The organism is Leeuwenhoekiella blandensis MED217 (assembly GCF_000152985.1).
GTDB lineage: Bacteria > Bacteroidota > Bacteroidia > Flavobacteriales > Flavobacteriaceae > Leeuwenhoekiella > Leeuwenhoekiella blandensis.
This window is the reverse complement of record NZ_CH672395.1, coordinates 1423775-1441933: the sequence shown is the minus strand read 5'-3', so window position 1 is coordinate 1441933 and position 18159 is coordinate 1423775. Positions and strand designations below refer to the sequence as shown.

12 protein-coding genes are annotated in these 18159 nt (G+C 40.7%); 7 read left to right on the top strand and 5 right to left on the bottom strand.

Going from position 1 to position 18159, the window contains the following annotated elements; translation table 11 throughout:
- The first annotated feature begins 20 nt into the window (after positions 1-20).
- Together MED217_RS06240 and MED217_RS06235 are read left to right on the top strand one after the other, a co-directional pair.
- Positions 21-3212, top strand: a complete 3192-nt coding sequence (locus tag MED217_RS06240) for an efflux RND transporter permease subunit (RefSeq protein ID WP_009779645.1) — start codon at positions 21-23, stop codon at positions 3210-3212.
- A 10-nt stretch (positions 3213-3222) separates the two neighbouring features.
- Positions 3223-4746 carry a TolC family protein gene (locus tag MED217_RS06235; RefSeq protein WP_009779644.1) on the top strand — a complete coding sequence of 508 codons (1524 nt, stop codon included), beginning with the start codon at positions 3223-3225 and terminating at the stop codon, positions 4744-4746.
- 57 nt (positions 4747-4803) lie between these two features.
- Here the strand turns inward: MED217_RS06235 and MED217_RS06230 are convergent, their stop codons facing one another.
- Positions 4804-5499: an NUDIX hydrolase gene (locus MED217_RS06230; protein ID WP_009779643.1), complete on the bottom strand. Its 696-nt coding sequence runs from the start codon at positions 5497-5499 to the stop codon at positions 4804-4806.
- Positions 5500-5636: 137 nt separating this feature from the next.
- Here MED217_RS06230 and MED217_RS06225 point away from each other — a divergent pair, with 137 nt between their 5' ends.
- The 5 genes from MED217_RS06225 (at position 5637) to MED217_RS06205 (ending at position 10064) form a co-directional block, all read left to right on the top strand.
- Positions 5637-7127: a xylulokinase gene (locus MED217_RS06225; protein ID WP_009779642.1), complete on the top strand. Its 1491-nt coding sequence runs from the start codon at positions 5637-5639 to the stop codon at positions 7125-7127.
- The gene (xylA, locus tag MED217_RS06220) at positions 7127-8437 is read left to right on the top strand and encodes a xylose isomerase (RefSeq protein ID WP_009779641.1); all 1311 of its coding nucleotides are present in this window, start codon (positions 7127-7129) and stop codon (positions 8435-8437) included. Before MED217_RS06225 ends, xylA begins: the two co-directional genes overlap by 1 nt.
- 175 nt (positions 8438-8612) lie before the next feature.
- On the top strand, positions 8613-8990 hold the full coding sequence (locus MED217_RS06215; RefSeq protein WP_009779640.1) for a PH domain-containing protein: 378 nt from the start codon (positions 8613-8615) through the stop codon (positions 8988-8990).
- A gap of 165 nt (positions 8991-9155) precedes the next feature.
- The gene (locus MED217_RS06210) at positions 9156-9374 is read left to right on the top strand and encodes a hypothetical protein (protein ID WP_009779639.1); all 219 of its coding nucleotides are present in this window, start codon (positions 9156-9158) and stop codon (positions 9372-9374) included.
- Between the two features lie 231 nt (positions 9375-9605).
- On the top strand, positions 9606-10064 hold the full coding sequence (locus tag MED217_RS06205; RefSeq protein ID WP_009779638.1) for a GNAT family N-acetyltransferase: 459 nt from the start codon (positions 9606-9608) through the stop codon (positions 10062-10064).
- Here MED217_RS06205 and MED217_RS06200 read toward each other — a convergent pair.
- The 4 genes from MED217_RS06200 to MED217_RS06185 form a co-directional block, all read right to left on the bottom strand.
- The gene (locus tag MED217_RS06200) at positions 10061-10951 is read right to left on the bottom strand and encodes a transglutaminase family protein (protein ID WP_009779637.1); all 891 of its coding nucleotides are present in this window, start codon (positions 10949-10951) and stop codon (positions 10061-10063) included. The genes MED217_RS06205 and MED217_RS06200 overlap by 4 nt on opposite strands.
- Positions 10951-13515 carry a circularly permuted type 2 ATP-grasp protein gene (locus tag MED217_RS06195; protein ID WP_009779636.1) on the bottom strand — a complete coding sequence of 855 codons (2565 nt, stop codon included), beginning with the start codon at positions 13513-13515 and terminating at the stop codon, positions 10951-10953. The genes MED217_RS06200 and MED217_RS06195 overlap by 1 nt, the downstream gene beginning before the upstream one ends.
- Positions 13516-13533: 18 nt before the next feature.
- On the bottom strand, positions 13534-16890 hold the full coding sequence (locus tag MED217_RS06190) for a transglutaminase family protein (RefSeq protein WP_009779635.1): 3357 nt from the start codon (positions 16888-16890) through the stop codon (positions 13534-13536).
- A 231-nt stretch (positions 16891-17121) separates the two neighbouring features.
- Entirely contained in the window at positions 17122-18141 is a 1020-nt protein-coding gene (locus MED217_RS06185; RefSeq protein ID WP_009779634.1) for a threonine aldolase family protein, read from the bottom strand.
- Between the last annotated feature and the right edge of the window lie 18 nt (positions 18142-18159).

Genomic DNA, 18159 nt, shown 5'->3' with positions numbered 1-18159 from the left:
AATACCGAAACAGCTAACCTATGTTTAAAAAGATTATAAAAAAGCCGGTTTTTACGCTGGTGATCACAATAGTATTGGTACTTGCGGGAGCCGCTAGTATCACTTCCTTACCCGTTGAACGTTTTCCTGAAATTGCTCCTCCCAGTGTAAGTGTGGCGGTATATTACCCTGGTGGTAATGCCGAAACGGTAGCAAAATCTGTTTTATTACCTATCGAGGAAGCGCTTAATGGTACAGAAAATATGACCTATGCCAACTCCACAGCGACCAACTCTGGTCGTGGTCGAGTTACCATTTACTTCAAACCGGGAACCAATCCCGATCAGGCAGCGGTAGACATTCAAAACCGGATTTCAGTGATTACTGAAAAAATTCCGCCAGAGGTAACTGAAGCCGGTATTTCGGTTACTAAAAGAATGAAAGGTAGTATCATGACGATCAATATCTTCAGTAAAGATTCTACCTATGATGAGACCTTCCTTAATGCTTATACAAGAATTAATATTCGTCGCGAGCTTAAACGTGTCGAAGGTCTAGCCGAAGCTTCCATCTTACGTCAGCGGGATTACGCGATGCGTATTTGGTTGAATCCACAAAAAATGGCTTCATATAACCTTACTCCAAGAGAGGTTTACAATCAGGTAAAAGATCAAAACTTTGAAGCTGCACCGGGTAAATTCGGTGAAAATTCAGATGAGCTTTTTGAAATTGTAATGAAGTATGACGGGCGTTTCAGCGAGATTGAAGAATATGAAAATCTTGTCATTAAAACCAATGAAGATGGTGCCCAACTGCGCCTTAAAGATGTTGCGCGTATCGAGTTTGGTGCGTCAAACTATACCAGTGAAAACCGACTAGACGGAAAACCTTCGGTAACGATCGATATTGTGCAAATGAATGGTGCAAATGCTAAAACCATTGATGAACGCATTAGAGAGATACTTGAAGAACAGAAAAAATTATTCCCCGAAGGCATCGATTATGAGATTACTTACAGTGTAAGAGATCAAATCGATGAATCGATGAGCCAGGTGATGCACACGCTTGTAGAGGCATTTATTCTGGTTTTTATTGTAGTATTTATATTCCTGCAGGACTTTAGAGCAACCATTATTACAGCTATTTCAATTCCGGTTTCCCTTTTAGGAACGTTTTTCTTCCTAAATATTATTGGCGCTTCGATGAACGTACTCAGTATGTTGTCGTTGGTACTTGCCATTGGTATTGTGGTAGATGACGCGATTGTAGTAATGGAGGCTATTCACGAGAAAATGACGCATCACGGCCTTTCTGCCCGCAAAGCAGTTTCTGCCGCGATGGACGAAATTACAGGTGCGATTATTTCTATTACAGTGGTAATTGCTGCCGTATTTCTACCCGTCGCTTTCTTGAGTGGTCCTGTGGGAGTATTTTATCAGGAGTTTGCCTATACGATCATTTTTGCGGTTTTAATTTCTGCAATCAATGCATTGACGCTTACTCCGGTATTGACCAAGATTTTCTTCGGAAAGAAAAAGCGTGACAAGAAAAAACGCGGAATGGCCAAAACGGTTTCAGAGCTGCGTCAGGTGCGTAAGGCTAAAGTAGCAAAGCGGAAAGGACTGCGTAAGTTTGACAGTGGTTTTGATAAGTTTACAGACAAATACCTCAATGTTGTACGTTGGTTCTTGAACCATAAATGGATAGGCGTAGGTGCTCTGGCAGCAATTATTGTCGCTACCATTTTTCTTTCGCGAATTACGCCTAGCGCCTTTATCCCAACTGAAGATGATAACTTCTTGATTTTCTCCATGAAAATGCCAGAAGGTTCTTCACTGCACAGAACAAATGCTGCGCTAAGAAAAGCAGATTCTATTCTTCAATTAGATCCTGCCGTGAAAGGCGTGAATACTGTTTCTGGTTTTAATGTTGTAGATAATGCTAACAGTCCGTCTTCAGGTTTAGGATATGTTCAGCTAAAACATGCAGCAGATCGTGGAGAAATTGAAGACATTCAAGAGGTCATCAAAAACCTTCTGAAGAAACTAGAGCAAATACCAGAGACCGATTTCAATATGTATCCAAGACCTACGATACAAGGGTTTGGTAACTTTGATGGTGTTCAGTTTATGTTACAAGATCGCTCCGACGGTGATTTGGGAGAGTTCGGTCAGATCGTAAATGAATTCATCAATACACTGAGTAATCAGAAAGAAGTTGACAATGCGTTTACCTCTTTTAATCCAAATTTCCCACAGTATCGTCTCAAGATCGACTACGAAAAAGCAAAGGCTTTAGGTGTTAGCGTAAAAGACATGATGTTTACGGTGCAGTCCTATTTTGGTCGTGTACAGCCGGGTGATTTCAACCGCTTTAGCAGACAATATGGTGTGTATATGCAGGCCGATATTCCTTATAGAGAATCGCCGGAGTCTTTCAATAGCATTTTTGTAAAGAATAATAAAGGTGAAATGGTGCCTGTAAACACGATCGTGCGTTTAGAGCAAGCTTATGGTCCTGAGGTCGTAAACCGTTACAACCTGTATAACGCTGCAAAGATCAATGTGACACCGGCTAAAGGATACAGTACCGGTGACGTGATGAAAAAGATCGAAGAATTGACCAGTGAAAAACTGCCAGCAAGTTTGAGCTATGAGTGGACCAGTATGAGTCTGGAAGAGAAAAATTCTGGTGGAGACACTATGATTGTATTTATCATCATCATTCTTCTGGTATACTTTATTCTGGCCTCCCAGTATGAAAGTTTCTTACTTCCGCTAGCGGTAATGTTATCGCTGCCTGTTGGGATTTTTGGTGTGTTTGCCGCGATTAATTTAGCCGGACTTGACAACAACATTTATGTACAAATTGGGATCATCATGTTGATTGGTCTTTTGGCTAAAAACGCCATTCTTATTGTAGAGTTTGTTGCTCAAAAAAGACGTGCAGGCTTAAACGCCTTTGATGCCGTACTTGAAGCCAGTGCGTTGCGTATCAGACCTATTATTATGACCTCGCTTGCATTTACTGTAGGACTTGTACCGTTGATGTTTGCTGAAGGTTCTTCAGCTCAAGGTAATCACTCGGTGAGTATTGGTACTGCCGGCGGAATGGTAGGTGGTATTGTTTTAGGAATTTTTGTAATTCCTGTGATGGCATACATCTTCCAGATGTTGCACGATAAGTACAACTTAGAGCGCTACGGAGATAAAGAAATTGAAGAAGAAAACTAACCTAACCACTATGAAAACGATTAATATAAACACCATAAAAAGAAAGCCGAATATAAGCCGATATCTCGGCGCAAGCTTGATATTGCTGATACTTTTAATACTTGGTAGTTGTAAGGTGGGACAAAAATATGAGCGCCCTCAATTTGATGATGTTTCTGAAGAATTCTACGTAAAAGATTCTGTTCTGAACGATTCATTAGCCGAAGCGGCAATCAGTCGGGACAGCTTGATGATGTCGCATATTCCGTGGAGAGAATTTATTGAAGACAGCACGTTGATTTCTCTTATAGACACAGCTCTTGTTAATAATATCAATTTGCAAAAAGCGATGCGCAATATGGATATTGGGATGGAATATTTATCCCAATCTAAGGCCAACTTTTTACCATCGGTTAATGCAACTCCGGCAGGTTTTAGAAGAGAGTATTACTCAGAGAATTATAACAATTACGGTTCTAACCGTGCGAGACGCAATCACGGAGAAAATGTACCGGGAAGTTTATATACAGAACGCTTAGAGTACACCACTGCATTGCAAGCCGATTGGGAGCTGGATATCTGGGGAAAATTGAGATGGCAAAAGGAAGCAGCGCGTGCCGACTTTATGAAGTCTCAAGAGTTTAAAAAAGTTGTACAAACCGAATTGATCGCAGAAGTTGCTTCGACCTATTATAATTTAATAATGTTGAAGTCTCAGGTTGAAGTAGCACAGAAAAACTATGCGCTTAATGATAGTACGTACAATATAGTAAAACTGCAATACGATGCAGGCGAAACCACTTCCCTGGCGCTTCAGCAAACCAAATCACAGCAGTTAAAAGCGCAGTCTCTTATTCCGCAATTAGAACGCGCGTACACGGTACAAGAAAATAAATTAAACCGACTTTTAGGAAGATCTCCACGTCCCATCGAGCTCAACGCAGATCTTGATGATATAGAATTTCAGAAAAAATATAAGACCGGTGTTCCTTTAGAATTGATTAAAAATCGTCCAGATGTTGCGATGGCAGAATATGAACTCATCGCTCAAAACGCACGTACCGGTGTTGCCGAAGCTTTAAAATATCCCTCGCTGTCCATCGGTGCAGGATTGGGATTGAATTCATTTCAGTTAGAGAATTTCTTTGATCCGGTAAGTTCAGCTTTTACATTGCTTAACGGTTCTATCTTTCAGCCTATTTTCAATAATAGAAAACTTAAGACCAATTATCGAGTGGCACTTTCAGAACGGGAGATCGCGCAATTGGAGTTTAAAGATAATTTGATCGGTGCTGTTGAAGACGTTTCAAATTCGCTAACCCGAATCAACAAACTCACCGAAGAATATAAAATCGCGCAAGAGCGTATTGAAGTTACTCAGAAAGGACTTAAAGACGCCGCGCTCCTGTTCAAAGGTGGCTTCGCAAACTACTTGGAAGTGATCACGGCTCAAAGCGACGCTTTAGAAAGTGAACTGAATGAAATCAATACCAAAAAGCAAATTCTAATTGCAAACATTGAGCTCTACCGCAGTCTTGGTGGTGGATGGCAATAAAAATAAATGCTTATAAAAATTAAAGCCGTAATTAAATAATTGCGGCTTTTTTTAGGTTTAAAATTCAAAATTGAATCCCTTTTCTATCAACTTTTGATAGGTATCCGGGTTGAATTTATACAGTTTTGCTGCACGATGCGATACATCTTTTTGCTTTTCGTCAAGTGCAGTGAGTAAATTCATTCTTAAAATTTTTCTTCTAAAGTTGGGTTTATCCATCTCGTAGCCTAAAATTTCTTCATACAAATGCATCAACTGAAGCAGTGTGAATTTTTCAGGCAAAAGGTTAAAACCTATAGGTTCCTGTTTAATTCGGCGACGTAACCTGCGCAATCCGACCCCCAGAATATGCAAGTGATCATAAATAAGCGTCTCCACTTCAGAAACCTTAAACCAGCCCACTTCAGACGCGGTTGCACCAGGCTTTAAACCAGTCCAATCTTCCTTTTTGATCAAAGCATAATACCCTACCGTGATCACTCGCGACAAAGGAAAACGATCGGGTTCACTAAAGGCACGCAGCTGTTCTAGATAAACATCTTTTATCCCGGTAAGCTCCAACAGCAACCTATTTGCAGCAGCGTCTGTACTTTCATCGGTAAAGATCCATCCTCCCGGAAGGCCCCATTTATCCTTGCTTATTCCATCAGCATGCTTGACCAAAAGTACTTCTAAGGTTCCTTGATTAAAACCAAAAATCACGCAATCAATGGTTATACTATCGAGTATGGTCGCTTCATTTTGTTTTGTCATAATTCTGGTTCTCAATCGCTAATGACGAGATAGTTTTAATGGGTATTGTGATAATTATATTTTTATATGTATACTTGTAGTCATAAAAACTATAAGTTGTCCATTGGACTAAAATAAGAGATTTAATTTAAACGCTTATGTATTTTTTAGGAATCGACTTGGGCAGCTCATCGATCAAGCTAGCCGTTCTTGATGCCAATACCGGCAAATCGGTAGCCAGTTCTTCGGTTCCTGATCAAGAAATGCGCATTGATGCACCTCAAAGTGGCTGGGCAGAACAGCATCCCGAAAAATGGTGGGAATACACGTGTAACGGCATCAAAAAACTAGGCAATCAAGGTATCGATCTTAAACAGATCAAAGCCATTGGTATTTCTTATCAAATGCACGGCCTCGTGCTTACCGATAAAGATTTAAATGTGCTGCGCCCGTCTATTATCTGGTGTGATAGTCGTGCTGCTTCTATAGGTGAAAAATACTATCAGGAAAAAGGAGCAAGCTTTTTTCAAGACCGGGTTCTACAAAGTCCGGGGAATTTTACCGCTTCTAAGTTGAAATGGGTTCAAGAAAACGAACCTCAACTTTTTGATCAAATTGCACATATGATGTTGCCCGGAGATTATCTGGCAGCTAAATTTTCTGGAGTAGCACAAACCAGTAAATCTGGCCTTTCTGAAGCTGCACTCTGGGACTTTAAAAAGAATGCTCTAGCCGAAGAAGTACTCGAGGCTTTAGACCTTCCGCGTGCGGTAATTCCGGAGATCGTTGCTAATTTTAGTCATCAAGCGACTATTGCTCCTAAAATCGCTGAAGCTTTAGGACTTTCAAAAAATGTAGAAATCACTTACAGAGCCGGAGATCAACCCAACAATGCGCTTGCACTTAACGTCAACAAACCCGGAGAAATCGCTACTACTGCGGGAACTTCGGCAGTGATCTATTCGGTGACCGATCAAGATGTTTTTGATGCAGAAAACCGTATCAACACCTTTTTGCACGTAAACAACACGGAAGCTCAGAAACGCAACGGTGTTTTATTATGCATTAATGGTTCTGGGATCTTATACCAATGGTTGCGTAAAATGCTCTCCACCGGAAAAGATGAATTGCTTTCCTACGACTTCCTAAATGCACAAGCGGCAAAAGTAGGCCCGGGTAGTGATGGCTTACACTTCTACCCTTTTGGCAATGGTGTTGAACGCATTTTTAACAATAAAAAATCCTTTAGCGGTCTGCAAAATTTAGATTTCAACAGGCACGCAGCTACGCATATGGTTCGTGCGGCTTGTGAAGGTATTGTATATGCAATGAATTATGGCTTTGAGGTGATGCAGCAAATTGGTGCCGGTGGTACTTCTGTAAAAGCAACAAAAGCCAATTTATTTTTAAGTCCGGTATTTAGAGAGATTTTTGTGAATACTACGCAGACTTCCTTAGAACTGTACGAAACCAATGGTGCTGAAGGTGCTGCCCGTGGCGCTGCTTATGGCTACGGATTTTATAAAAGTCTGGATGAAGCTGCACAAGGACTAGAATTGTTAAGCACTCAGGAACCTCAATCAGCATTGAAAGAACACTACACTAATTTATATCAAACCTGGAAAAAGAATATTCAAATACTAGATTAATGAGCACCTATTTTAAAAACATAGACCCGATCAAATTTGAGGGAAAAGAAAGCGATAATCCTCTTGCTTTTAAATACTACGATGAAAATAAAGTAGTCGCAGGAAAAACACTTAAAGAGCATATGCGCTTTGCGATGGCTTATTGGCATACGCTCAACAATAAAGGCGGAGATCCGTTTGGTGCTCCTACCGAAACTTTTGCCTGGGATGCCAATCCTGATCCTGTGGCTCGTGCTAAAGATAAAATGGATGCAGCTTTTGAATTTATGACCAAGCTGGGCTTGCCGTATTATTGTTTTCATGATGTAGATCTTGTAGATGAAACGCCTGATCTCGCCAAATTTGAAAAGCGCATTGCAGCGGTTGTTGACTATGCAAAAACAAAACAGCAAGAAAGCGGCATCAAGCTTTTATGGGGAACTTCAAACCTCTTTAGTAATCCGCGTTATATGAATGGCGCAGCAACCAACCCTAATTTTGACGTGGTGGCCTATGCCGGCGCTCAATTGAAAATAGCCATAGATGCCACACTTGAATTGGGTGGTGAGAACTACGTGTTCTGGGGTGGTCGTGAAGGCTATATGAGTCTTTTGAATACCAATATGAAACGCGAGCAAGATCACCTAGCACAATTTCTTACCATGGCTAGAGATTATGCCCGCAAACAAGGTTTTAAAGGAAATTTCCTTATCGAGCCAAAACCTATGGAACCAACCAAGCATCAATATGATTTTGATGCTGCAACAAGTCTTGGCTTCATCAACAAATATGGTTTGCAAGATGACTTTAAACTGAATATTGAAGTGAATCATGCAACTCTGGCAAGTCATACGTTTGAGCACGAATTACAAGTTGCTGTAGATGCAGGCATGTTAGGAAGTATCGATGCCAATCGCGGAGATTATCAAAACGGCTGGGATACAGACCAGTTCCCGATAGATGTTTTTGAAGTTACACAAGCCATGCTAGTCATTCTTGAAGGCGGTGGTATTCAAGGCGGCGGAATAAATTTTGATGCCAAAGTGCGTCGCAACTCGATTGACCTTGAAGATAAATTTATAGCACACATCGCCGGGATGGACACCTTTGCACGTGGCCTGATCGCTGCAGATCATCTATTGCAAAACACATCATATAGCACCTTACGTAAAGAACGGTACGCCTCTTTTGATGGCGGAAATGGAGCCAAGTTTGAAAACGGTACTTTAAGCCTTGAGCAACTTAGTGAAATAGGAAGAAAAAGTGGTGAGCCTACCCCATTGAGCGGAAGACAAGAACTTTACGAGCATTTAGTGGCTAACGCCTTCTAATAATTGTCTCCTAATAATCTTCAAAAAGCTCCCTCTTGGGGGCTTTTTTTATGCGTAAATACTTGTTACTAGTATAAACTAAGTAAGCTTTATTAAATGCTTGTTAAACAAGCCATTCCCTAGGAGATTGCAGACTGCCTTTCTTATACTCCTGATAACATAATTTAAACGAACCATGAGTATCATTGATAGAATATTAGGGAATGCCAGCGAAATGTCTTTAGAAGACCTTACCAAGAAATACGATCGCTTGCTTACAGAAAGAGAACATATTGAAGTTGGATTTCAGCTGCTCAGAGACGTCTTCATTTTTACTTCTAAACGGCTAATCCTTGTAGATAAACAAGGACTTACAGGAAGAAAAACCGAATATAAAAGTTTGCCTTACAAGAATATTTCTCGCTTTTCTTTAGAAACCGCCGGAACTTTTGATTTAGATGCTGAATTGAAAATCTGGATCTCTAGCGAAAATGTTCCTAGCGTAAGTAAGAAGTTTAATAAGCAAATTGATGTCTATGCTATACAGCGCTACTTAGCAGGAAAAATCCTTTAGTGTAAAATAAACACATACATTTTTAAATTCCCTAAACCGGTTTAGTTAAAAAATTTAACACTAAAATATTGTTAATCAGTAGATTTTGAGCTTTTGATTAGTAATTCCTACAAATTCTTGTTGTAATTTTAAAAGCCCAAGTCTGATCTAAACCACAACAATCTTATGAAAGCTACGCTCCAAATCGCAAATCAAAACTTCAAAGGTTCACAAGAAGTGATCAATAGATGTCTCAATAGGATTATGGAAGTGCGTGTTTTGGAGATCAATCTCAAAGAACAAATCATTGCGGTCGACTATGCAAAACCAAGCGTTTATGAGCGCATCAAAAATGAACTCAACAGTTTGGGTTTGGCCGTTGGCGAACTCGAACCTTTAAAGTAAACTTGATCTGGATGCCATTTACAATGGTGGTATCTATAATTTTTTAGTACTAAAAAAGTCTGTCTTAAAAGGCAGGCTATTTTTTTGCGTTATTGTTTGGCAAGCAGCATTTAGGCAGCACAAAGACTTTAGTTAAAAAATCTCTAACAAATACTTCCTTCAAAAGTTTTAAAAAGTACAAGAGAACCGTATCTTTCAAGTTCAACTACCAACCAAACACATTTACGAAATATGCTAAATCTTGTACGTACCGACTCAAAAAATGCCGATTTCTTAAAAATGGTAAAAGAACTTGATCAAACCCTCAAAGTTACAGACGGTGCTGATCACGCATTTTACAATCAATTTAATGCATTAGACCGAATAAAAAATGTCATTGTCGCATACGACAGTGGAATTCCGGTAGCCTGTGGTTCCTTTAGGGAATACGGTCCTAAAAGCGTAGAGATCAAAAGAATGTACACCAAGCCTTTGTACCGCAAACGCGGTTATGCGAGTGCTATTCTTGAAGCTTTAGAAAACTGGGCAAGTGAAATAGGTTACACAAAGTGTGTACTTGAAACCGGAATTTTTCAACCGCCGGCAATTGCACTTTACAAAAAACGGGAATATGATGTTATTCCTAATTATGGGCAATACAGCGGCGTAGGCGGCAGTATGTGTTTCCTAAAATATCTTGCTGCTGTTTAAACAACACGTGCAATATCAACTTCGACTGAAAGTTGACTTTTTCCACTACCATAAACTACTCCTTTTAAAGGAGGAACATCATAATAATCTCTTCCCCAACCTACGACCAGATGCTGGTCGCCGGGGATTTGATTATTGGTAGGATCAAAATCTACCCACCCAAAACCCGGGATAAAAATAGAGAACCACGCATGAGATGCATCGGCTCCAATTAATTTTTCTTGGCCCGGAGGTGGTAAGGTTTCTATGTATCCACTGATGTAACGTGCGGGCAGCCCTATAGATCGAATACACGCAATAGCGATTTGCGCAAAATCCTGACAAACGCCCTTACGTTCTTCCATCACTTCATGTATTGGCGTAGAAACACTGGTGAACCCTGAAACAAAATCAAAATCAGTATAAATACGCTGCATCAATTCCTCGGCAGCTTCAAATACTGAACGATTGGATTTAAAGCTTTCGCGAGCATATTTTTCAACCGCTTCACCGGTTTTATTGATAAAAATAGAATCTAAGACAAACTGCTTAGCCTCTAATATTTCAATTTCAGTTTTTAAAAGATTTTCTTTGGCCTGATCTAGCGTAACACGTGTACATTTATCTGACCTAAAGTCTGTTTTAAACTGCTCATATTCCCTGCGCAATTTGCTGGTTGTGGTCACTTTCAACTGCCTATGTTCTTTCTGAATGGAAAAACGAGTGATGTAATTTCCGAAGAAATCAACGCGCTCAGAGACTTCATCGGCTTCGGGTGTAATCGCCATCTTGTATTCTAGCAACTCCTGCCCTAGTGAGCGTCGCGGTTTTAAAACAGCGATATTATGACAATAGCTCACAGGAGCATCATAATCGTACTTTGTGGTATGCGTTACCGAATATAGCATTAGAGCGGAAAGTTTTGATCAACCAATTGACTCTGCTTATACGTATGGTTGAAGTAAGTATTTGAAATTGATTGTGAGGCTGAAAATAATAAGTCACTTAAGCTTTCTAAAAGTGCATCAAGATGCTCTCGTATGTTGCCTTGATCGTCTTGTGTTTGTGCGAGTGCTTCGGAACTTGCCAAACGTAATTTTGAAAATGCTTCAAAAACTTTTTTCTCATAATCCATAAGGGCGTCTGACTTTTGAGAATGTGGCAAACGAGCTATATCTTTTTGTAATCTTCCCAGCTGAAAAGCCAATGATCTCGGGTATTTCAAATCCATTAGCAACAAGCTGATCACAGGTTCTACGCGTATGTAAGACCTGTAGCTGTAACGATAAATATTTAAACTTTCGTGACTGCTCAACAACGACTCAAGCACTTCATATTCTGTTTGCCCAGACTGCTTGATCACCAAAAGTGAGCGACATTTGGTTATTGTAAGCATACTTTGCTCTAACTGAAGACCAATAAAATAAAGCAATAAACCTTGGTCCACCATAATGCTTTCTTCAATAAGTCCCATAAAAGCAATCAAACGCGTAATCAATTGATTAAGGGTTTTGATCATTTTATTGACGGTGATCTGCTTTTCATTTTCCAGATTGCGCCACAATTTTTGAATATTTTCAAAAACCCGCCACATATCACTACTCCACAAATTCCTTATGGAATAATAGGAATTGCTGAACATCATCATTGAGTTAGCTAGACTTCCTATTTTATTTCGGTCAAGAACTACCGCCATCATTTCTTTCAGCGGATTGTCCATCGCGTAGGTGCCGTTCTTACTTTTCTCCATAAAGCCGGGATAGGTACCGGTCATTTGGGTAACAGCCTTATAGAGGATATTCATTTTAACCGAGCAGGTTTGTTGATTAGATTCGGCTTCAGGAGCATTCATCTGTTTTAAGACCATTCGTAAAAAACGTGCATTTACTAAAGTGCGTCCCACATAACGACCAGCCCAATATAAATTTTCCGCAGTCAAACTCGGTAGATCATCAAGACCGCTTACCGAAACGGCAGATCTGCGATTCCAACTATAATTTGCCGTCTCTTCACTTTTAAGATCTCCAATGATCCAAAAATCTTTACTGGTTCCCCCACGTTGATTAGAAACCCTTAGTTTTCCACGTTCCGGAGCGACACGCACCAATCCGCCCGGCATCACATTGTAGCCACTTTTTCCTGCAATGGTAAACGTACGAGCGACCATATTACGCGGTTCAAAAGTTCCTTTTGAATAGTTGGGCGCTGTAGAAAAACTGATGCGTTCCTGAGCAACAAAATGATAAGGCTTCTTTAAAATTTCTTTCCGAAGTGCTTCAAGCTCTTCGGTAGACATCTGAGATCCAAAATGTATATGTTCGCGATTGGTTCGATCAATCGGCTTAATGACGAGGTTTGCTAAATTCTTCAGCACATAGTCTTTCTCTTTCTCCTGACCACACCACCAACTCGCAATTTGAGGCAACTGTAAATCTTCCTTTAAAAAATATTTGCAAATAGCCGGCATAAAAGGAATAAGCCCCGGGTTTTCTAAAACGCCACTTCCTATGGGATTCACCACCGCTACATTCTGTCTACGCACTACATCCAGTAATCCCGCAACACCAAGATGAGAGTCTTCACGTAACTCAAGTGGATCTGTAAAAATATCATCCACTCGTCTCAAAACCACGTGTACTTTCTTCAATCCTTTAAGCGATTTCATAAACAGAAATCCGTCGCGAACGACCAAGTCATTCCCCTGAACCAAAGGATATCCTAGAAATGAAGCTAAATAGGCGTGTTCAAAATAAGTCTCGTTATGCGAGCCCGGAGTAAGAATAACAATGTTGGGATTTTCAACTTTATCGGGAGAAGCCTCAAGCAACAGCTCGTTGAATTCTTTAAAAAATTCTGAAAGTCGCTTGATGTTCATTTCGCCAAAAATATCGGCAAGAACGCGGTTTGCCGTAGAGCGATTTTCAAGAGCATACCCCATTCCTGATGGTGCTTGAGAACGATCATTCACCACCCACATTCTGCCATCGGTACCTCGAGCTAAATCTGCGGCATACAGCAATAAATGCTTATCAATTTTATACTGAATTTTATCACATTGCCGTAGGAATCCGCGATGTCCATAGATCACTTCGTGAGGTACAATACCTTCTTTGATCAACTTACGCTCGCCATAAATATCTTTAAGAACAAGATCGAGTAGGTGTGCGCGCTGTTTAAGGCCTTTTTCAATTTTTTGCCACTCGTTCGCTTTAAGGATAAAAGGAACAACATTAAGATTCCAAGGGCGATTAAGCCCGTTGGGATCGTTATACACATTATACGTAACCCCGTTTTCTTCCAGCAGCCAATTGATATCATTTTGACGTTGTGTTAAGCCGTCAATACCTATGCGCTTAAAGTTCTCTAAAAGCTCCTGCCAATCTTCCTTAACGCTGAGATCTGGGGTAAACATCTCGTCGTAGGTATAATCTGTAAAATACTTGGTAAACCAAGCATTAGTAGCCACAGTCATATTCAGGGTTGTAAATAATTATTTCTTTCGCAAATCTAGTAAATGTGGGAATTCTGGATTTACAGGAATTTCTTTAAAATTAAATGTTTTTTCTGAAGAAGTTGATTTTAAAGTTCGGCCTGCAAGCTTGGTATCGGGCTCTTTTTCAGTATAAACCAAATTGCCTTGCGTATGACCAATATCCCAAAAACGATTGATTCTTCTAGATTCTGCTTCTAAGCTGTTTATAGGATATGTCTCATAATTGCGTCCACCCGGGTGTGATACAAAATACGTACAACCTCCAATAGAGCGCTGATTCCACAAATCAACAATATCAAAAACCAATGGTGTATCTACAGGAATTGTAGGGTGCAAAGCAGACCACGGTTGCCAAGCTTTATAACGTACACCGGCAACATATTCTCCTTTGACACCGGTATTGCTTAATTGTACTTTCACGCCGTTGCAGGTCAACACATAGCGCTCATCATTAAAGTTTGAAACTTTGATCTGAACACGTTCTAGAGATGAGTCTACGTAGCGCGAAGTCCCGCCACCGGTCATTTCTTCTCCCAGTACATTCCAAGGTTCTATCGCGGCACGCAATTCTACCTGCATATCTTTGATATCAACTAAACCATACAGAGGAAAACGGAATTCAAAAAACGGATCAAACCAATCTAATTTGAATGGATATCCTGCCGCATTAAGCTGCTCAACAATGTCCTTAATATCTTCTCGCACATAATGCTCCATCAGGAATTTATCGTGCAACTGTGTGCCCCAACGGGTAAGTTTATGTTTGTAAGGTTCATTCCAAAACCAGGAAACCAGTGTGCGCACGAGCAACATTTGCATTAAACTCATTTGTGCGTGTGGTGGCATATCAAACGCGCGTAATTCAAGAATTCCTAATCTTCCGGAAGACGAATCTGGCGAATATAATTTATCGATACAGAACTCTGCGCGATGCGTGTTTCCGGTAATATCAGTAAGTAAATGCCTGAATAATCGATCGGTCAACCAAAACGGTACATCTTCATCCTCCGGAATTTGATTGAATGCGATTTCCAGTTCGTATAAATTTTCCTGACGACCTTCATCAACTCGTGGCGCCTGACTCGTTGAACCGATAAATCCCCCGGAAAATAAATAGGAAAGTCCGGGGTGATGTTGCCAAAACGTAAGCAAGCTGCGCAACAAATCTGGTCGGCGCAACAACGGACTATCAGCCGGAGTGACACCGCCTAAGGTCACGTGGTTTCCACCACCGGTGCCGGTGTGTTTTCCGTCGAGCATAAATTTTTCGGTACCCAAACGGCTCTTTTTAGCCTCTTCATACAACGTGAGCGTATTTTTAGTAAGTTCGTCCCAGTTCTTCGCCGGATGTACATTCACTTCAATAACTCCGGGATCTGGCGTTACCTTCAACACCTCAAGACGATTATCTCGTGGCGGCTCATAACCTTCGATCAATACAGGAACATTGAGCTTTTTTGCTGCAGCTTCCACAGAAGCCATTAAGTCAATAAAAGTTTCGGCATTGTCTAAAGGCGGAAGAAATAAATAAAGTTTTTTATCCCGAACTTCAGCACAAATCGCGGTGCGTGCAAACGGATTCTTTTCTTTCTTATCTGCATTATGATCAACTTTCCCGTTTTTCTTTTTAGGTTTTTCAGCGGCTTTACGTTTTTCTAAAGCTTCACCGTATGGGCCAAAAGGCTTCCGTTTGTCAAAAAGATCAGGATCTGCAATGGGCTGTGTGGGTACATCGGGTTCTTCGATCAACGAATTAAGCGGTAAACGCAAACCTACCGGTGAATTCCCCGGAATGAGAAAAAGATGATTTCTACGGAAACGCCACGGACTCGTAACCCATTTTCCTTGAATATTGGCCAACGGCATCACGTGACCGATTTTCTTATCCAATCCTTGTTCTAAAACTTTATTGAGGCGATTGCGCACAGAAGTCGCTACATCATCGCCTTTTAAGGGATCAACATCTACTGGAAGTCTCCCCTCTTCCCACATAAAATAAAATACATCTTCATAGGCGGGAGTAATGTACTCTAAACGGATCCCAAGATTAAGCGCCAATTCTTGCAGAAAAGTCTTTGTGACTCCTTCCGGCAAATCATATTCCTCATTGAAAGAAGCCATAAGCGACTCGTCTTTCCAGATAGGAATGCCGTCTTTACGCCAATGTAAACCTATAGACCAACGTGGAATAGGCTCGCCGGGATACCATTTTCCTTGTGCGTGGTGAAACATTCCACCCTGACCAAATTTATGCAGCAAGCGTTTAGAAAGTCCTTCAGAAAGTTTTCGCTTTTCAGGACCGTCTGCAGCAGTATTCCACTGGTCTGATTCCATATCATCTATAGAAACGAAAGTCGGCTCCCCTCCCATCGTAAGGCGCACATCGCCTGCTTGCAATTCTTTTTCAACCTCAAACCCTAGCTCATAAATTGCGTTCCATTGTGCTTCTGTATAGGGCTTGGTAACTCGCGGAGATTCGAATATTCGGGTAACCGAATTATCAAATTCAAACTCCGTTTCCGCAGGATCAGAAAAACCAACAACAGGCGCAGCGCTTTCAAAAGAAGGCGTACAGGCTAACGGAATATGTCCTTCCCCAGCCAATAAACCTGAAGTGGAATCCAAACCAATCCAGCCGGCTCCGGGAATATAGACTTCTGCCCAAGCGTGTAAATCGGTGAAATCTTCTTCAGGACCAGATGGACCATCTAGAGATTTTTCATCAGATTTTAACTGCACCAAATAGCCCGAAACAAAGCGTGCTGCCAATCCTAAATGCCGTAAACTTTGTACCAATAACCAGGCAAAATCACGACAAGAACCTAATTTTTTCTCCAGCGTTTCTTCACAAGATTGTACGCCGGGTTCCATACGCACGGTATAATTGAGGTACTCATTGATGTGGCGATTAAGACCGATTAAAAAGTAAATCGTGAGCTGCTCTGAAACATCAATAGTTTTTAAAAACTTCTTGAGTAGCGGGCCGTCGTCTGTTATTTCTAGGTAAGGAAGTAATTCTTTTTTAAGGGAATCTTTATATTTAAACGGAAATTCTTCCACCGAATCTTCTACAAAAAAATCAAACGGATTGATCGTTTTAAGGTCGGCTATAATTTCAACATCAATTGATAGTTCGTCTGTTTTTTCAGGAAAAACCACGCGCGCAAGGTAATTCCCAAAAGGATCTTGCTGCCAGTTGAAAAAATGATTTTCCGGCTTTATTTTGAGCGAATATGCCTCAATAGGCGTTCTACTGTGTGGCGCAGGACGTAGTCTAAAAATGTGTGGCGACAGGGAAATACGTTTGTCATATTTGTATTTCGTCTTATGAGAGATCGCTACTTTTAAGGCCATAAAGAACTGGTTTTATTATGCTTGGCGCTCAACGCGCAAATTGGGTTAACTTCTTACTAAGATAGCATTCACCAAAGTAAATCAAGCGAGAAGCTTAAAAAACTAGTTCAATACAGCCTATTTTTAAAAAATTGATAATTTAAAAGTACTTGAGCCTGATTTCGTCAATCAAAATCCCATATTTATACTGAAAAATAGCAGATTACAAATCTGCCTACTACACTCCCAGTCTTAAGCATTTTTTAAAAATGCCAAAAAATGCTGATGCATTGCTTCGGTATAGTCATAATGCGTAACGATGCGAAGTTTGCCTTTACCCAAAGCACTTATGTGAATATCTTCGGCTTTTAGACGTTCTATAAATTGCAATTCATCTGCATCTGGGCGTAGATTGAAAATCAGAATATTGGTTTCTACCGGCTCCACGTGTGCTACATCAGGATGCTGATTTAAAGCAATCGAAAGTTCTTGAGCGCGCTTGTGATCATCTGCCATACGTTGCCAATGATGCTCAATACCGTAAAGCCCCGCAGCAGCGGCAAAACCTACTTGACGCATACCGCCTCCTAAAACTTTACGTACACGCATCGCCTTATCCATAAACTTTTGTTTACCTACCAAAACAGATCCCATTGGTGCTCCTAAACCTTTAGACAAGCACACCGAAATCGTATCAAAAGCAGCCCCGTAATCTTTAGGAGATTCGTCGGTCACCACAAGTGCATTCCAAAGACGTGCACCGTCAAGATGAAAGCCTAAACCATTATCGTCACAAACCTTTCTAATCTTTAGGATTTCTCTAAAGTCATAGCAAGCTCCACCGCCTTTATTCGTGGTATTTTCAAGACAAACAAGAGATGTTAACGGGCTGTGATAAAAATCTGGCGGATTGATATGTTCTTCAACCTGATCTGCTGTGATCATCCCACGATGTCCGTCTATCAGTTTACAAGAAACTCCGCTATTAAACGATACTCCGCCTCCTTCATAATTGTACACGTGCGCATATTTATCTGCGATAAGTTGCTCGCCGGGTTGGGTATGAATTTTTATCGCCGCCTGATTGGTCATTGAACCGGTTGGGAAATACAGCGCCGAGTCCATCCCAAATAATTCGGCAATATGCACTTCTAATTTATTAACGCTGGGATCTTCTTTGTAAACATCATCTCCTACTTCGGCATGCATCATCGCATCTAACATTCCCGGAGTGGGCTTTGTGATCGTATCGCTACGCAAATCTATTTTCATTCTTATATTTTGTTTTCT